Raw genomic sequence first — 15,748 nt, forward strand, 5'->3', positions numbered from 1 at the left:
ATCAAGAAGGAAAAATTATTTAATTTTTCCTTCTTACTTTTGTATTATGATATATCTATATGCTAAGGCAGTACATATCATTTTTGTGATATGTTGGATGGCGGGACTTTTTTATACGCCCCGTCTTTTCATTTATCATACAGAAGCCAAAGGAAAGGAAAAGGTGGAATATAATGTGTTGCACCGACAGTTTACAATTATGGAAAACCGTCTTTGGTGGGTGATCACAACTCCTGCCATGTACATTACGATTGCTTCTGCTTTATTAATGTTGTATCTAAACCCTGGGCTACTCTCTTTAGGTTGGATGCACGTCAAGTTGTTGTTTGTCGGAGGAATGGTTTTTTATCATTTTAGAACCCAACGGATAATGTTTAGGTTGAGGGATGAAGCTTCTACATGGACTTCACATCAATTACGGCTTTGGAATGAAGTATCTACAGTGCTGTTGTTTGCTATAGTATTTGTCGTTATTTTGAAATCAGCGCTAAGTTGGATTTATGGTGTGTTAGGATTATTGATATTAGCAATTTTACTGATGATACTAGTTAAACTTTATAAGAAATATCGAAAATCAAAAGGAGAGAAGGTAGACTAATTTATGATGAAAAGAGTTTTTTTGACAGTCATACTTATGACGGTGTTATCGGCACATTCGTTTGCACAGGAACACAATTGGGCGTTTGGTTTTTATGGCGATATGAATGTAAAATCAGCAAAAGAAAGTAGTTTTGGCGTGCAAGGGAAGTATGACCTGGATAACCGTAGTTCAGTACAAGCTCAGGTCCACGGAAGAAGTAATTTTGTTTCTGTTGGTGCAGACTATCTTTTTTCATTTTTAGACAAGCGAAAAAGTAATTTTAACGTTTTTCTCGGGGCGGGAGCAGCCGAAGATTTTATTAGTTACCAAGAGGTCGACGTCAAGGAGTATGTATTTGTAAAGGATGAAAGGTTCGTTCTCAACGGACAGCTCGGATTGAGCTATTACTTTAAGCCTGTACAATTATCTGTTTATACAGGGTACAAGGTGAAGTATCTTGTCGAAGATGAAACGTTTCTGCCTAATTATTTAACACTCGGTGTACGGTATCATTTGTGGTAATATGTTGCGGAGCGACTATGCTCCATAACATAAATACTTAATTTCGAGATATTCGTCTATTCCGTATCTAGCACCTTCTCTACCTATTCCGGATTGTTTTATACCCCCAAAAGGAGCGGATGCATTGGAGATTAGGCCTGTGTTGATACCGACCATTCCCGCTTCTAAAGCTTCGCCCACCCGATGGCAACGATGGATGTTCTCGCTGTAGAAATAAGCAGCTAGGCCAAAAGGCGTATTGTTTGCTAATTGAATAGCCTCTTCTTCATTGCTGAATTTAAATAGGGCACATATAGGACCGAAGGTTTCCTCTTTGCTTATTATACTATCGGGAGCGAGATCCGTGAGTACCGTAGGTTCGAAGAAATTTCCATGAAGTGGTTTTCCTCCTGTTAAAATTTTGGCTCCCCGGCCTACTGCATCTTCCACGTGTTTTTTTACCTTTTCTAAACCAGCTTGATTGATTAGAGGGCCTACCTGAGTACCTTGTGTAAATCCATCGCCAACTTTTAGTACTTTAACAGCCGTACTAAGCCTTTTTGCAAATTCGTCGTAAACAGCCTCCTGAATGTAAAATCTATTTATTGAGACACAGGTCTGTCCAGAGTTTCTAAATTTTCCCGCAATAGCTCCCAAAACAGCTTTGTCAACATCTGCATCGTCAAATACAAGGAAAGGAGCATTTCCACCTAGTTCGAAAGAGATTCTCTTAAGGGTGCTGGCCGCCTGTTGCATGAGTGTCTTTCCAACAGCTGTGGAGCCTGTAAATGTGATCTTTTGCACGATGGGATTTGTAGCCAGTTCCTCTCCAAATCCTTTACTGTCTTTGGAAGTAATTACAGAAAAGACGCCCTTTGGTATTCCGGCCATTTGGGTCAGCTTAGCAAGGGCTATTGCTGTAAATGGGGTTTGCGAAGCTGGTTTTAGGACAACAGGGCATCCTGCTACTAAGGCAGGGGCTAGTTTTCTCGTAATCATTGCTAGAGGGAAGTTCCACGGTGTGATAGCAGCTACTACTCCTACAGGTTGTTTGATGGTCATCAAACGATTGTTACCTTTGAGTGAAGGGATCGTCTCTCCATACGTACGCTTACCTTCTTCGGCAAACCATTCAACAAATGAAGCTGCATAGTCAATCTCTCCCAGCGATTCGGTTAGTGTTTTTCCACATTCTAACGTCATGATCTCTGCAAGCTCGTCTTTGTGGCTGAGGATGAGTTCGTATATTTTATAAACAGCTTGACAACGTATGCCAACAGGGGTTTGCCGCCATAAGGAGAGTGCTGATTCGGCAGCCTTAATCGCACTTTTACAATGATCAATATGAAGATTCGGTACGGTGCCAATTGTTTTATTTGTAGATGGGTTTATGACTTCAAAAGTGTGCTCTGAGTCAATAAAGTCTCCGTTGATATAAGCTTGTTGTACAAAAAGTGCGTTTGTCATGATTTCTCTTTTATGTAGGTAACAATTGTTGATGTAGTTTGCTATCTATAAAAAAAGAGGAACTCGTCCTCTTTTTTTATTTTATAAATTCTTAAGGATCGTATGTCCCATTCGATCTCGCTTGGTTTTCAAGTAATCCTCGTTGTATACGTTCGGTTCGATTTCAATGGGTACGTTCTCGACAACCTCTATTCCGTAACCTATTAGACCAGCTCTTTTAGTTGGGTTGTTTGACATCAGCCGCATTTTTGTAACTCCCATATGGCGGATTATCTGCGCACCAACGCCGTAATCTCTTAAATCTGCTTTAAACCCTAATTGTGTATTCGCATCTACTGTGTCTACTCCTTCTTCTTGAAGTTTGTAAGCATGGAGTTTGTTGATCAGTCCTATACCACGACCTTCTTGATTCATATATACGATAATTCCTTTCCCTTCTTTCTCGATCATTTCCATTGCTTTGTGGAGTTGAGGACCGCAATCGCAACGACATGAGCCAAAAATATCTCCCGTCATACAGGAACTGTGTACACGAACTAGCACTGGTTCGTCTTCTTTCCACTCTCCTTTGTAGATAGCAAGGTGTTGTTGTCCAGTGTTTTTTTGAGTGAAAGCTTTCATTTGAAAATCCCCGTAGACGGTTGGCATCTTTACAGATACCTCTTCTTTGATAAGTGTGTCATGTTTCAGACGATATTCGATTAAATCTTCAATGCTTATTATTTTCAGTTCAAATCGTTTTGCTACTTCCATCAAATCTGGAAGCCTTGCCATTTCGCCATCATCTTTTAATATTTCTACGAGCACACCAGCTGGTTCAAAACCAGCTAGTCTTGCTATATCAACAGTGGCTTCGGTGTGCCCCGTACGACGTAATACGCCTCCGTCAATAGCGATCAATGGAAAGATATGCCCTGGGCGCCCCAACTCCTCAGGCTTTATATTAGGATCTATTAACGCTTTAATTGTTTTTGAGCGATCTGAGGCCGATATCCCTGTGGTACAGCCGTAGCCTTGCAAATCTACTGATACCGTAAAGTTAGTTTCATATATAGCTGTATTTTGACCTACCATCGGGTGTAAATCTAATTCTTTACAGCGTTGCTCGGTCAACGGGGCACAAACTAATCCCCGTCCATGAGTCGCCATAAAGTTTATAATCTCAGGTGTAGCATTTCTCGCTGCGGTTACAAAGTCTCCTTCGTTCTCCCTGTCTTCATCGTCTACAACGATGATTACTTTCCCTGCTTTGATGTCTTCAATAGCTTCTTCGATCGTGTTTAATTTTATATCCATTGATATATGAGTTTTCGAATTACAAAGGTATGTCTGATTTATTTTCTTTTAATAATAAAGAAGTCAAAATTGCGATTAGACCTTTTGTTTTTTGATATTTAATTTTTCTTTAATCCATGACAAAGCATACTGAGCCTTGATTTTATACTGGTCTATATCAAATAAGGCCGAGTCTGTGGTCGATTTATAAGTAAGGAATGCTGCTAATGGGGTTAAAACAATGATTGCCATCCACATCCCCCAAAATGGGCTGATAGCGCCATCCTTAGCTGATTTCTCCGCTACGGTAGAGATAATATGATATATCAAGAAGAATATGATGGATATCACTACCGGCGCTCCCAATCCCCCTTTTCTAATGATAGCTCCTAGCGGTGCTCCTATAGCAAATAGGAGTAGACAAGAAACTGCAAGCGTAAATTTACGGTGATACTCAATATCGTAACGAAGATCTTTGTCTACCAATGCTTGGTATTCTGCAGATCTATTGAATGTTCCATCCTTAAATTGTTGGATCTGTCCCAAGGCACTACTTACAATATTTCTTTTTGCAGATGCTGGAACGTTGTCTAATAGACTCCCTTCAATTTTTAATTTAGACTTTTGATGAATGCCGTCGTTGTAATACCGCGAAGTAAAGAGGATGTTGTGTTTCAGTTCCTGTGCACTGATTCTTGATACACTATCCAACTCCATTCTGTTGGTGTCAGACTTGAGCTTAAGCTGACGAAGATTTAACATCTGGTGATGTTGTTTAAAAAGGTTTTCATCTGTCCGCTTCATTTCAAAAGCATCCATATTAAACTTTGTCTCTGTCTCCTTAAAATAGAAACGGGTAAACTGCTGACGCGGGTCATAGGTTTTGGCATTGCTCGCACGGGAGTCTTCATAACGTACACCATCAATAAGCTTCAGAATCATGAAGTTTTGATCCCGCGAGTTGTACATATATCCTTCTTTAGCGACCAGTACGTCACTGCCAGCTGTACCTTTCGATTTGTCATAAATAGTCAGATCGTATAATACTGTCCCATCTTTACTTTTGCTTTTTGCTCGAATCGAATACCCTGGTATAGTACTGTTAAAAATTCCAGGTTTAATTAGAAAGTCGGCCTTTTTATTGCGCACATCCCAAAGGAGGGATCCCATCTTTAGGTTTACGACAGGAAGTATATAATCTGAAAATAGAAAGGATCCTGACGCAAATAGTGCGACTAGAACAAAAAGCGGGCTCATGGCCTTACGAAGTGATACACCAGCAGCTTTAATCGCAACTAATTCATAGCTTTCTCCAAGATTACCAAATGTCATAATCGAGGATAAGAGCATAGATAGCGGAAGTGCCATTGCTAACTGTACGGCGCACTGATAGCCAATCAGTTCCATTATAACATACCACTCAAATCCCTTTCCGATAAGGTCGTCAATATATTTAAATAAAAAAAGCATCAAAAGCACAAACATCACAATACAAAATGTGACTATAAAGGGCTTAATGAATGCTTGTAGTATTAATACGTGTACTTTTTTCATGCATCTTTACGCATAGCCTTTCCTAACTTTGTGTTAGGCTACGAGCGACAAACAAAGATACAGAATTTTAAGCACCAATTACACTCTGTAGATAGCTTATCGAGTTGTCCCAGATTTTTTTTCTATCATCTACATTTTCGTCTTTTGCATAATCTGTTATTGCTAGAGCAACATCGTTTGTCAATTCGTCCTGCATGATCTCTAATTCGAAAAAATGAGGGTCATCGTCTATCCATTTGAATTTGGCGTATTTGTTTTCTTTATATGCGGCAAGCTTGGCTCTGTGGTGTTCTCCATCCCAGATAAATTCGTAAATTCCGTCATGGTAGATCACGTCATCGGCAAACCATTGCGATAAGTCATTTGGTTCAACCAGATAAGGGTATAGAATACGGGGAGAAGAGTTAATTATATATTCAAGTTGTATTTTAGTTTTTTCCGACATAGACAGGTCACTTTTTAGTTTACATTCTCGTATTGATTTCTGTAATGATACATATTTTTATTTTAAAAGAGTAGCAAGTCAGATAAAAAATGTTCACATTGAAAAAGTTGTCAACATCTTACGTCTTTCATTTATAGATAATTGCATTGAAGGTCCTTTTAAGGGATTAATAATTTATTAAAATCTCTAAATAATTCCTTTGAAAATAATTCCTTATTACTATATTTGCATCACCGAAACGGCGGGGTAGCTCAGATGGTTAGAGCGCAGGATTCATAACCCTGAGGTCGGCAGTTCGATCCTGCTCCCCGCTACTAGATAAAGCTTCACTGAAAGGTGAGGCTTTTTTTGATCTTAATTGGATTACAGGCCGTCAACTGCTGATAGCACAGTTCAATCCTGTTCTCTATTACAAAAAAAGCCTCAAGGATACTTGAAGCTTTTTTTGTAATAGGGGTGAGCAATGTTTGCTGCTATTTCAATGGAAAGTGTTCCTGGTAGTGGAATGGCAAAAGTGAAGTGCCATACTAAAGGTCATGGAATACGTTGAGCTGACGTTAGAGGATTATAACCAGTAATTAAGAAGTAAAGGTGGTGATAGGAGCTATGCTTTGTGGTTCTCATTTTTAAGTTAGAAATAGTCGTTTTTTCCTGTCATTTTCTTATTTGAAGCGGAGTTCTCAGAAATGAGATTTAAGAGATCGCTATATTTTTCTAACAAACTAATATATTTATTCATCCAAAAATAAACAGAACTATTATCAATATCTGCATTGGTTATAGAAGATGAATCCTCTGCGTTAAGCAAGTGAGGATGGTTTTTTATTAATGTTTCAGGCAATTCGGCCGTAAAATCGTGTCCGATTATATTACCAACTTCTAAGAGAATTTGGAGATTCAAATTCTCTTGTTTAAACCAATTGTATATTGTTCTTCTGCTTACTTTGAGCTTTCGGGATAATTCGCTAATCCCAATACGTTCCATCCGAAGAACCTGTTCCAGAACATTTCCTACATGTATGCCCATAATAAAAATATATTGTAAAAGTTGATCTAATTAGCCTCAAATAAGTCTAACTCTTCATATTTGGAATTGTTGCTGATGAAATCTGGTATAATTTCTTTCATCTTTTTAACAACATGATAATCATTTCCTATTTTATTTAATGCAAGTAAATCTTCTATAGCTTCATTAATATGAAAGTAATCATAGGCTATATTTTGAGAAATTTTGATTTTAGGGTGATGAGTTAAGATAATTTTTTCTTCCACAAGCAATAACTCTTCATAAATTTTTTCACCTGGGCGAAGACCTGTGAAAATAATATCAATATCTATATAAGGCTTTAATCCAGCAAGTTTAATCATATTTAAGGCTAAATCTATAATTTTAATAGGTTTACCCATGTCGAATAAAAAGATCTCTCCTCCTTTTCCCATTGCAGCAGCTTCTAGCACCAACTCTACAGCTTCAGGGATTGTCATGAAATATCTTGTGATATCAGGATGTGTAACCGTAATCGGAACTCTTCGATCGATTTGGCTTTTAAACCTTGGTATTACGGACCCGCTTGACCCTAGAACATTGCCAAATCTTGTCGTTACAAAGCGGGTTGTATTAGTTGTATAATTATCTGTTCCATTTAGCGATTGAATATAAATCTCTGCCAACCGTTTAGAAGCGCCCATTACGTTCGTAGGCTTCACTGCCTTGTCGGTAGAAATCATCACAAATTTTTCTACCGAAAATTCTAGACAGATATCGGCTAAATTTTTAGTACCTAAAACATTGGTTAATATTGCTTCAGATGGATTATCTTCCATCATTGGTACATGTTTATAAGCTGCGGCGTGAAAAACTATCTCTGGTCGGTACAATTCAAATAGTGTTCTGATACGGTCTGAATTCTGAATATTTGCTATGAAAATTTTAATTCTATCAGATTGCAAATTATCTTCCAATTCTAGTTTCAAATCGTGTAAAGGAGTTTCTGCCTGATCGCAAAGTATTACCATTTTGGGATAATAATCAAGCGCTTGCCTTACGATTTCAGACCCGATCGATCCCGCAGCTCCCGTTATTAAAATTCGCTTCCCCTTAATCTCGTTAAGGATATTTTTTTTGTCAAGTTTTATAGGTTCTCTCCCTAAAAGGTCAGCGATATTTAAATCTTTAAGCTGGTCACTATCGAGTTTTCCGTATAGCCATTTATCAGAAGAAGGTACCGTTACTACTTTAATACCCAGTTCTATACATTTTTCAATTACTTTCTTTTTTCCACTAACATTCAAATCGTTTCCAGCTACTAAAACCTTATTGATGGCGTATTTTTTCTTAAGTGTTTCTATAAAAAATAGCGGATATACTTTTTTTTGTTCTATATGTTTATTTATTCTATCCAGACCATCATCAATGAAACCAAGCACATTTATAGGTACTTCATGACAGGTGTCCAGTGCTTTTTTTACGAGAATTGAAGTACTGTCAGTTCCATAAATTAAAACATTATCCGCTACATTTTTGGACTGTAAATCTTTTAAATATCCAAAAATGTGTTTAACGGCTATTCTCAAAATAATTAGCAAGGATGAAGAAATAAAAAAGTTCAATAACAGTACTTTGTCAAACCATTTCCATGGAAACTTAAAATGTGGCGCAACTAGCAAGTTGCTAATAAGCATAAAGCCAATACTGGTTATTAGTACTGCCATGAATACGCGAAAGATATCTTCTGTATTAGAGTATCTTATGATTCCTGTATGAATTTTCATCGTAATAAATACGAAAATAGACACCACACTGTACAAACCTATGTAAAGGATATCACTGGCGTAAAACAATTCAGCGTATTCAATTTTTTTGGTCAGCAATAAGGATATAAAGAGGGTCCAGATTACGATTAATTGATCAATCAATAATATTAGCCATCTTGAATGTATCTTATCACTAAATAGTAAATTTTTCATAGGAGTATTTTAGATAAATGACAGCGAAGAAAATAAGGTAATAAAAGCCCTGTATAAAGGAAAATAATCGGTCTCTGTTTTCCTGTCAACACCTTGCTTATCAAGCAAAGAGTTGTAAGCTTTGTGATTTGCAATGAATCGGAAACTTTTATAGTTGAGGAACAGATCTGAAAAAGCCGATTTCCATCGAAACAAGGAATCTTGTTTAAAGCAAAGCCCTCCACCTAAATGAAAAAACTTCATTCCTCTTTCCCGGCCAATGATAGTAATTTCATCAACCAAAAATTTTGCAGGAGATTCATTTAGATATGCTGCTTTAGTAGCAACCAGATGTGCTTGAATAATTCCATGGGAGAATGAGATGATCGTTGCACATGTTATTTCTTCACCTAAATAAACCAATAATAACCTGCAGTCAAACTCATCTGAATGAATCAAGTCGATAAAATATTGTTTATTAAACAGGTAGAAGTCGGTGGAGCCGATTCTACGCATGTTTTCCGTATAGATCTCAACAAATGTATCGATATCTTCTTGTCGTTTTGATTCCTTAACATAGTATCCTTTATCACGAGACCTTTTGATTGATCTAGAGGTCGAGCGATCGTACTTTTTTCGCTGCACATCTAAAGGCAAATTCAGATCAAGCGCAACAGTAAGTCCATTTTCATGAATTCCTTCGAATTCTTTCATCAAAATATGTTGATCAAAAAAAGGATGCAACCTGGAAAATACCGAGACTATCTGTTCGTTTTTTAGAAATTTTAAAAATGACTTTTTAAAATTATCGATTAGTCTTTCATCCAGGTGTTCGAATTTTTTACTTGCAATTGGTCCAGGATACCCATAAACAGAACTTAAGTCAAAAAATGAAGAATCAGGAATATTTCTTTTAAGGAATGGAAAGGCTACAAAATCTTCCCCTTCCTCATAAATCAAGAGTATAGGATTACCACTTTTGTCTAAAGCATGATAATGCCAGGTATGATAAAAATCGTGTATAAAAGAGCGTTTAACGTAAGAATTCCATTCCTTTCTCTCGTTAAGGGTAATTAATTTAATCATAATTGGAATTTTAGATAGGTACAAGATTTGGATATTTATCACTATTTACCGGCACAACGCCGAATCTGTATAGAGGGAAATAATCAATATTATTATTAGGATTGATTCCTATACGATTAACCAAGGAATTATATATTCCTTCATTGGCAACATAGCGCCAACTTTTATATTCTAAAAACAGATCTGAAAAACCAGCTTTCCAGTTAAATAAGGAGTCTTCTTTAAAACCTAATCCACCACCCAAATGATAATATTTCATGCCTAGTTTACGTCCGAGGATGCTAATTTCATCTGTTAAGAATTTGGCTGGTGATTTATAGAGATATTTAGTTAAGGTAGCTACCAAATGGGCTTCAATGATACCGCATGTACAGGTGATTACGCTTCCACAAATTATCTTATCTCCAGCATAAACCAATATAAGACGACAATCAAATTCATCTGTATTAATGAGGTCTATAAAATATTGTTGATTAAAAAAATAGTAATCTTCTGCTTTAATCCGTGTCATATTTTCTGTGTAGATGTTAAAAAACACATTGATATCTTCAAGATCTTTTGTTTCTTTTACTGAATATCCATTGCTCCACGCTTTTTTTATATATTGATAAGTTGATTTCCTGTATTTTTTACGCTGCTGATCAATTGAAATGGTCAAATCAATGGCGACAGTTTTGCCATTTTTGTAAACCCCTCCGAATTTTTCAATTAATAGATATTGGTTAAAGAAAGGATGTAGCCTGGAAAATACAGAAATATTTTGTTCTTCATCTAGAAAATCTAGGAAAGAGCTTTTAAAATTATCCATCAGACTTTCTTCGAGGTCTTCAAACTTTCGGTTAGAGATAGGTCCGGTATAACCATATACAGAAGCCAGATCTGAAAATGGAGAATCTGATATTTTTCTTTTAAGCAAGGGTAAAGCAATATAATTATCCCCTTCTTCATACACGAAAAGGAAAGGATCCCCGCTTTGATCTAAAGTATGATAATGCCAGGTATGATAAAAATCATACTCTACTGAGCGTTTTACATATTTTATCCATTGCGTTTTTTGAAAAAGAGTGATTAATTTTCTCATGGCAGTAAGTAAACATATGTTAAAGAGAAAATTCTGTTTTGTTTAGTTTCATTTTAATAAATCCATTATTTTTATTGGTACCAGTAGAAACAAAACCTATTCTTTCGTAAGTTTTACAAGCAGAAATATTTAGTTTATTTACTTCTAATAAAACACTTTCTAATCCTAGCTGAGAAAAAGCATATTTTAATATTAGTTTTGTAGCTTGCTGGCCTATTCCTTTTCCCCATAAGGTTTTTTCTCCAATAAATATATGAAAGGAAGCTAGTCCGTTATTTATATTTAATAGCTGGATATTTCCTATATATTGATTGTTCTCTTTAAGGCAAATGGCAAAACGTCGTTCATTTTTTTTCTCTAATTTGCTTTTTAACCATTCTTGCTCAGCTTCTAAGGAAATATAACTATCAGGTTTAAACTCCGTAAACTTCCAGATATTAGAATCATTTCTCCATCGGTAAGAGATATTCGCATCGCTTAAAACCAATGGTCTTATATAAACAGAATTATCCATCCTAATTTTTTAGTTAAAAACAAATTCACGATATGAAATATCCATTTGGCAACGGCTGTATAAGTCGAATGAAAATTCTTGGGGTTCGCCAACTGTTAACTGGCCGTTAAAAGGCAGAGCGAGCTTCCGAATTCATACATAGAAAAAAAATAAAAGGAGTTTAATACAGAGCATTAAAAAGTCAGATTATGTATTATATCTTTTAACACGCAAACTAATAATTTCATGTCTTCTATAGTATATCGATGATCTATTGGTAGAGGCACTAGGTGTTTGGCCAGATGATTTTCAAACATACGTTCGTTTGTCCATTTCAAGACATTGGGCCAAAAGGTAGGCACAAATATTTTTTTCTCTATTAGTTTAGTTTTAACTTTATCATTTGAAAGAAGAAAAGGATATATCATAGGGACGGAATCTATAGACATTTCAAGATCAAGTTCATTTATTCCTGCCAAATTTTCCTGCAAATAATTAAAGTTTTGTTTTCTTATTTTTTTGCAATTTTGGTAATTAATTCCGGAAAGAATTTTCTGAGTTAGAACGGACATATTTTTAATGTCGTTATTTTCAAGACTTTTTTCGTTTGCAACAAAATTCTGGTAAGCATTTTCATTCCCGAGATCAATACTCTTTATAAGGTGTAGAAATCTATCAACAGATATGTCCGTTTCTAGTTTCAATCGGAGACTACTATTAAGTTGCAAATATGCTCCATCGGATACTCCAAAAAATTTTCGGCATGAATATATGGTGTTGATCTGATCTAATGGTTTTGAAAAGAAGGCTTGCGAATTATCAATAATTAAATTTTCAATGTTTTTGCTTAATTTTTCTACAGTATTCTGTTTTAGGCCAAAATAATTAGTGTACAAAAAGCATTCACCATTTCCAATTTCAAAATTAATTATAGGGTCTAACTGTTGGTCCAGTGTATAAAACTCATATGGAACTGCCAATTTTAACATAGGTTCCAATATGGTATCACAGGTAAAATAGGGAATATAAATTTTAGTATAGTTCTTAACTTTCAATATATATTCTAAAGCATTTCTTGTGGTATTTAATTTTATGAGTGAAGGATAGTATTCTTCGCCATCTGAAAGTTGCAGCTGAAAAAAACCCCCGATGGTTTTTTCAAGTTCTTTTTGATCTTTCATAAAATTAGATATTAGGTTTTCTCAAAAGAGCTATTAACCCTGGTTTGATAAATACATTCTTTTATGAGGGGGTTGATAAAACTCATACAAATCCGCTGGAATTCTAGCATTATAACCCACAACTTGCCTTAAGTTTTCACTTAAAGATTCTCCAAATTCATAGCCTAAATATCTTGGAAAATCAAACAAAGGCTTAAAGAATGGTTTGGTGAAACTTATGGTTAATACTTTTCGGGCATTTTCTGTATAATTTTTACCGGCAGCATGCCATAAGTTAGAATCAAACAAAATAATACTACCTTTTTTGGTTATTGCCCGGTCAGCATGTTTATAAAAAAATTCTTCGCTCGGTTTAACATCCTCCTTGTGTGAACCGGAAAGTAAATAAGTGGCACCATTCTGTTCTGTAAAATCATCTAGCAGTACAATCATTTGGATCATCATTTTATTATCACCGGTAAAACTTCTCAAATCCCGATGAATATTTTGAACATACGGCCTATCATTTTTCATATTAATAACTCCACTCAACCCATTTAAGATATAATTCCCGCCTAAAAAAAAGCGTATTTCTTTATCACAAAACATTTGTTCTAAAAAATGTAACCCAAAATTATCACATTCTAATAGGTGATGAAGGGTTCCTTCCATGTTTGCTTCAATACCGTTTTGGGTTTGAATTTTCCTTCTTTGCAAGTATGCAGGTTCTAGGTCATTCGTAATTTCTGCAATCAGCTCTTCATTAAGAGCATTTTCATAAATAACCCAACCAAATCGATCAAATGCATTCTCAAAGTCACTAATAGTAGCTTCGGAATAATTAAATATATTTTTCAAAGTTTATAGATTTAATGGTTAAAAATTTAATTAATTTAGAATATCCAGTATTTGATATTGGATCTTTTTATTTAGTAGCCATTTCAGGGCATCGGTACAAGGGAAAATAATTCATATCTAAATCGTTCTTCCTTTCTTTGACCAGATCATTGTAAACGAATGTGTCTGACACAAATCTCCAGGTAGAATCTTCCAGAAACAGATTTGAAAAAGATGATTTGAATTTAAATAAGGAGTCTTCACGCCCCCCCAAGCCACCGCCCAAGTGAAAATATTTCATTCCCAGTTTCCTGCCTATTATACTTATTTCGTCTGTGAGTAACTTACTGGGCGATTGATTTACATAATCGACATCTGTTGCCGACAGATGATTTCGGATTATACCTCCACAACACATAACAATTGCGCCACAAATCATCTTAATTCCATCATATATCAGAATTAACTTACAGTTATCCTCTTTAATTAATTCTACAAAATAATCTTCATTGAAAAAATAGCTTTTTTCTGCTTTCAGCCTGATCATATTCTCATTATACATGGCTGCAAATAACTTTACCTCATCTCTGGTTTTAGATTCTTTAATAATATAAGGCATCCTTCTCAACTGTCTGATTTGCCTGCCCATCCTTTTTTCATAGCCGATTCTTTGCTCTTCAATAGAAATGGATAAATCTATATATACAGTTTTGCCGTTGTTGTAAATACCTCCTATTTTTTCTATTAATACTTTCTGGTCAATGAAAGGATTAAGTCGGGAGAAAACACAGATATACCTTCCTGTGTTAATGAAGTTTAAGAAGAAATGCTTGAAATTTTCGAGTATTTGGTCATTTATATCTGCAAATTTCCTATTGGAAATTGGCCCCGAATAACCATAAACGGAAGTCAGGTCATATAAACCTGAATTTTCAATTTCTCTTTTTAGCAAGGGCAGAGCAATAAAAACGTCGGATTCTTCATAAACGAACAGAAATGGCTCCGCTTTTTTCTCGAGTGAATGATAGTGCCATGTATGATAAAAATCATAATTTACAGCGTTACGAACATATGCTGTCCATACTTCTGATTGTTGAAAATTGATCAAGCGATATGACATGACTTATAATATTTTAAAAAACTTCAGTTTTTTAGATGTGGAAGCTAGCCAACGTTCATGATTTTAAGCATTTGGGCATTAACAAGGTTCACATCAAATTTCTCTATGGCGAATTTTCGCCCATTAATACCGTACAAGATAATATCCCGGGTATTATTTATATAGTGCTCCATTTTAGAAGCAAGAGCTGGAATATTTTTTACCGGCACCAAAAAGCCATTGGTACAGGAAGGTGAAGCATTTACAGTTTCTCGACATCCGACAGAATCACTTGTAATGATGGCCCTCCCCATGGCCATTCCCTCCAGTATACATCGGGGAACACCTTCTCCATAATATGAGGGGAGTACAACAATTGATGAATTTTTAATATACGGCCTTACGTCATCCACTTGTCCAATATATTCTACGGTATCTCCAGATTGAATTTTGGAATATAATTCTTTGTTAATGGAATCAATATTATCATCAAAAGAACCAATAAGCCTGAATTTTATATTAGGGTATTTGGATCTGACCGTTCTAGCCGCTTCAAAAAACTCATTAACCCCCTTCGCATTGATGAGTCGGGATATCATTAGAAAACTGATATTAGCAGTTTCAGGTTCAGAATAATCATAATAGCCTAAATCCACTCCAGAACCATTTACTACAAAAGCCTGATGTTTAACCCCGATTATCCCTGATTCTATCAATTTATTATAATCATCCCGGTTCTGGAAAATGATTCTGACCCTTCGGTTCTCCATTAGACTGAACTTAAGCAGTGCTTTAGTTATCAGACTTACCAGAACTTTTTTAGATCCATTATCGGCAAAATTATAACCAAGCCCAGTTAACATCGGAGTTATAGAATTTATTCCACAAAATCTTGCTACAATGGTCCCATAAATAACAGGCTTAAATGTGTAGGGAAAGAAAATGTCCGGTCTGAGTTTCCTAATGATCTTATATAATTGAATTATGTATGTAAGATCAGAAATGATGGATACGTTACTTCCGTTCAGATGATTTTCAAAAACAGTTACGCCAAGGCTCTTTAGTCTTTGCTGAACATGTGGCTGTGAAATTTCAGGGGTATATACAAATACCTCGTTCTTCTTTACAAGTTCTTCAATGAGTTTACCCCTAAAATCTAGTAAAGTACGCGAAGAATCACAGGCTATCAATACTTTTTTTCTAATCTCTGCCATACTAATGAAA

15 protein-coding genes and 1 tRNA gene are annotated in these 15,748 nt (G+C 35.6%); 3 read left to right on the forward strand and 13 right to left on the reverse strand.

Annotated features, from left to right (window positions below; translation table 11 throughout):
- Positions 1-46 precede the first annotated feature (46 nt).
- Both G7B18_RS07725 and G7B18_RS07730 read left to right on the forward strand, forming a co-directional pair.
- On the forward strand, positions 47-598 hold the full coding sequence (locus G7B18_RS07725) for a CopD family protein (protein ID WP_164108755.1): 552 nt from the start codon (positions 47-49) through the stop codon (positions 596-598).
- Positions 599-601: 3 nt separating this feature from the next.
- Positions 602-1,102: a porin family protein gene (locus G7B18_RS07730; RefSeq protein WP_164108754.1), complete on the forward strand. Its 501-nt coding sequence runs from the start codon at positions 602-604 to the stop codon at positions 1,100-1,102.
- Between the two features lie 15 nt (positions 1,103-1,117).
- On the opposite strand, the gene G7B18_RS07735 is transcribed toward G7B18_RS07730, so the two are convergent.
- The 4 genes from G7B18_RS07735 to G7B18_RS07750 all read right to left on the reverse strand — a co-directional run bounded on the left by G7B18_RS07735 (position 1,118) and on the right by G7B18_RS07750 (position 5,822).
- The gene (locus G7B18_RS07735; RefSeq protein ID WP_164108753.1) at positions 1,118-2,548 is read right to left on the reverse strand and encodes an NAD-dependent succinate-semialdehyde dehydrogenase; all 1,431 of its coding nucleotides are present in this window, start codon (positions 2,546-2,548) and stop codon (positions 1,118-1,120) included.
- 81 nt (positions 2,549-2,629) lie between these two features.
- Positions 2,630-3,844 (reverse strand): bifunctional 3,4-dihydroxy-2-butanone-4-phosphate synthase/GTP cyclohydrolase II, encoded by a 1,215-nt coding sequence (locus G7B18_RS07740; RefSeq protein ID WP_164108752.1) that lies wholly within the window; start codon positions 3,842-3,844, stop codon positions 2,630-2,632.
- A gap of 75 nt (positions 3,845-3,919) precedes the next feature.
- Complete coding sequence (locus tag G7B18_RS07745) at positions 3,920-5,377, reverse strand: LptF/LptG family permease (protein WP_164122279.1); 1,458 nt, start codon at positions 5,375-5,377, stop codon at positions 3,920-3,922.
- A gap of 67 nt (positions 5,378-5,444) precedes the next feature.
- The gene (locus G7B18_RS07750) at positions 5,445-5,822 is read right to left on the reverse strand and encodes an START-like domain-containing protein (RefSeq protein ID WP_164108750.1); all 378 of its coding nucleotides are present in this window, start codon (positions 5,820-5,822) and stop codon (positions 5,445-5,447) included.
- Positions 5,823-6,062: 240 nt separating this feature from the next.
- Between G7B18_RS07750 and G7B18_RS07755 the strand changes: the two genes are divergently transcribed.
- Positions 6,063-6,136, forward strand: a tRNA-Met gene (locus G7B18_RS07755).
- 317 nt (positions 6,137-6,453) lie between these two features.
- Here the strand turns inward: G7B18_RS07755 and G7B18_RS07760 are convergent.
- The 9 genes from G7B18_RS07760 to G7B18_RS07800 form a co-directional block, all read right to left on the reverse strand.
- On the reverse strand, positions 6,454-6,849 hold the full coding sequence (locus tag G7B18_RS07760; RefSeq protein ID WP_164108749.1) for a helix-turn-helix domain-containing protein: 396 nt from the start codon (positions 6,847-6,849) through the stop codon (positions 6,454-6,456).
- Positions 6,850-6,875: 26 nt separating this feature from the next.
- Complete coding sequence (locus G7B18_RS07765) at positions 6,876-8,789, reverse strand: polysaccharide biosynthesis protein (protein ID WP_164108748.1); 1,914 nt, start codon at positions 8,787-8,789, stop codon at positions 6,876-6,878.
- A 9-nt stretch (positions 8,790-8,798) separates the two neighbouring features.
- A complete protein-coding gene (locus tag G7B18_RS07770; RefSeq protein WP_164108747.1) occupies positions 8,799-9,854 on the reverse strand; it encodes a GNAT family N-acetyltransferase in 1,056 nt (351 codons plus the stop codon).
- A gap of 10 nt (positions 9,855-9,864) precedes the next feature.
- Positions 9,865-10,935: a GNAT family N-acetyltransferase gene (locus tag G7B18_RS07775; protein WP_164122280.1), complete on the reverse strand. Its 1,071-nt coding sequence runs from the start codon at positions 10,933-10,935 to the stop codon at positions 9,865-9,867.
- Positions 10,936-10,954: 19 nt separating this feature from the next.
- On the reverse strand, positions 10,955-11,449 hold the full coding sequence (locus G7B18_RS07780) for a GNAT family N-acetyltransferase (RefSeq protein ID WP_164108745.1): 495 nt from the start codon (positions 11,447-11,449) through the stop codon (positions 10,955-10,957).
- 173 nt (positions 11,450-11,622) lie between these two features.
- Positions 11,623-12,609 (reverse strand): hypothetical protein, encoded by a 987-nt coding sequence (locus tag G7B18_RS07785; protein ID WP_164122281.1) that lies wholly within the window; start codon positions 12,607-12,609, stop codon positions 11,623-11,625.
- A gap of 33 nt (positions 12,610-12,642) precedes the next feature.
- Complete coding sequence (locus G7B18_RS07790) at positions 12,643-13,446, reverse strand: phytanoyl-CoA dioxygenase family protein (protein ID WP_164122282.1); 804 nt, start codon at positions 13,444-13,446, stop codon at positions 12,643-12,645.
- A 67-nt stretch (positions 13,447-13,513) separates the two neighbouring features.
- Positions 13,514-14,545 carry a GNAT family N-acetyltransferase gene (locus G7B18_RS07795; protein WP_164122283.1) on the reverse strand — a complete coding sequence of 344 codons (1,032 nt, stop codon included), beginning with the start codon at positions 14,543-14,545 and terminating at the stop codon, positions 13,514-13,516.
- A gap of 44 nt (positions 14,546-14,589) precedes the next feature.
- Positions 14,590-15,738, reverse strand: a complete 1,149-nt coding sequence (locus tag G7B18_RS07800; protein WP_164122284.1) for a glycosyltransferase family 4 protein — start codon at positions 15,736-15,738, stop codon at positions 14,590-14,592.
- Positions 15,739-15,748: the final 10 nt, after the last annotated feature.

The organism is Sphingobacterium sp. xlx-130 (assembly GCF_011007405.1).
GTDB classification, from domain to species: domain Bacteria; phylum Bacteroidota; class Bacteroidia; order Sphingobacteriales; family Sphingobacteriaceae; genus Sphingobacterium; species Sphingobacterium luzhongxinii.

Excerpts from the sequence above, each read along its gene's own strand:
- G7B18_RS07745 (WP_164122279.1), bottom strand. The coding sequence starts at position 5,377 with ATGAAAAAAGTACACGTATTAATACTACAAGCATTCATTAAGCCCTTT.
- G7B18_RS07775 (WP_164122280.1), bottom strand. The coding sequence starts at position 10,935 with ATGAGAAAATTAATCACTCTTTTTCAAAAAACGCAATGGATAAAATAT.
- G7B18_RS07780 (WP_164108745.1), bottom strand. The coding sequence starts at position 11,449 with ATGGATAATTCTGTTTATATAAGACCATTGGTTTTAAGCGATGCGAAT.
- G7B18_RS07770 (WP_164108747.1), bottom strand. The coding sequence starts at position 9,854 with ATGATTAAATTAATTACCCTTAACGAGAGAAAGGAATGGAATTCTTAC.
- G7B18_RS07735 (WP_164108753.1), bottom strand. The coding sequence starts at position 2,548 with ATGACAAACGCACTTTTTGTACAACAAGCTTATATCAACGGAGACTTT.
- G7B18_RS07800 (WP_164122284.1), bottom strand. The coding sequence starts at position 15,738 with ATGGCAGAGATTAGAAAAAAAGTATTGATAGCCTGTGATTCTTCGCGT.
- G7B18_RS07785 (WP_164122281.1), bottom strand. The coding sequence starts at position 12,609 with ATGAAAGATCAAAAAGAACTTGAAAAAACCATCGGGGGTTTTTTTCAG.
- G7B18_RS07730 (WP_164108754.1), top strand. The coding sequence starts at position 602 with ATGATGAAAAGAGTTTTTTTGACAGTCATACTTATGACGGTGTTATCG.
- G7B18_RS07740 (WP_164108752.1), bottom strand. The coding sequence starts at position 3,844 with ATGGATATAAAATTAAACACGATCGAAGAAGCTATTGAAGACATCAAA.
- G7B18_RS07795 (WP_164122283.1), bottom strand. The coding sequence starts at position 14,545 with ATGTCATATCGCTTGATCAATTTTCAACAATCAGAAGTATGGACAGCA.
- G7B18_RS07765 (WP_164108748.1), bottom strand. The coding sequence starts at position 8,789 with ATGAAAAATTTACTATTTAGTGATAAGATACATTCAAGATGGCTAATA.
- G7B18_RS07760 (WP_164108749.1), bottom strand. The coding sequence starts at position 6,849 with ATGGGCATACATGTAGGAAATGTTCTGGAACAGGTTCTTCGGATGGAA.
- G7B18_RS07750 (WP_164108750.1), bottom strand. The coding sequence starts at position 5,822 with ATGTCGGAAAAAACTAAAATACAACTTGAATATATAATTAACTCTTCT.
- G7B18_RS07725 (WP_164108755.1), top strand. The coding sequence starts at position 47 with ATGATATATCTATATGCTAAGGCAGTACATATCATTTTTGTGATATGT.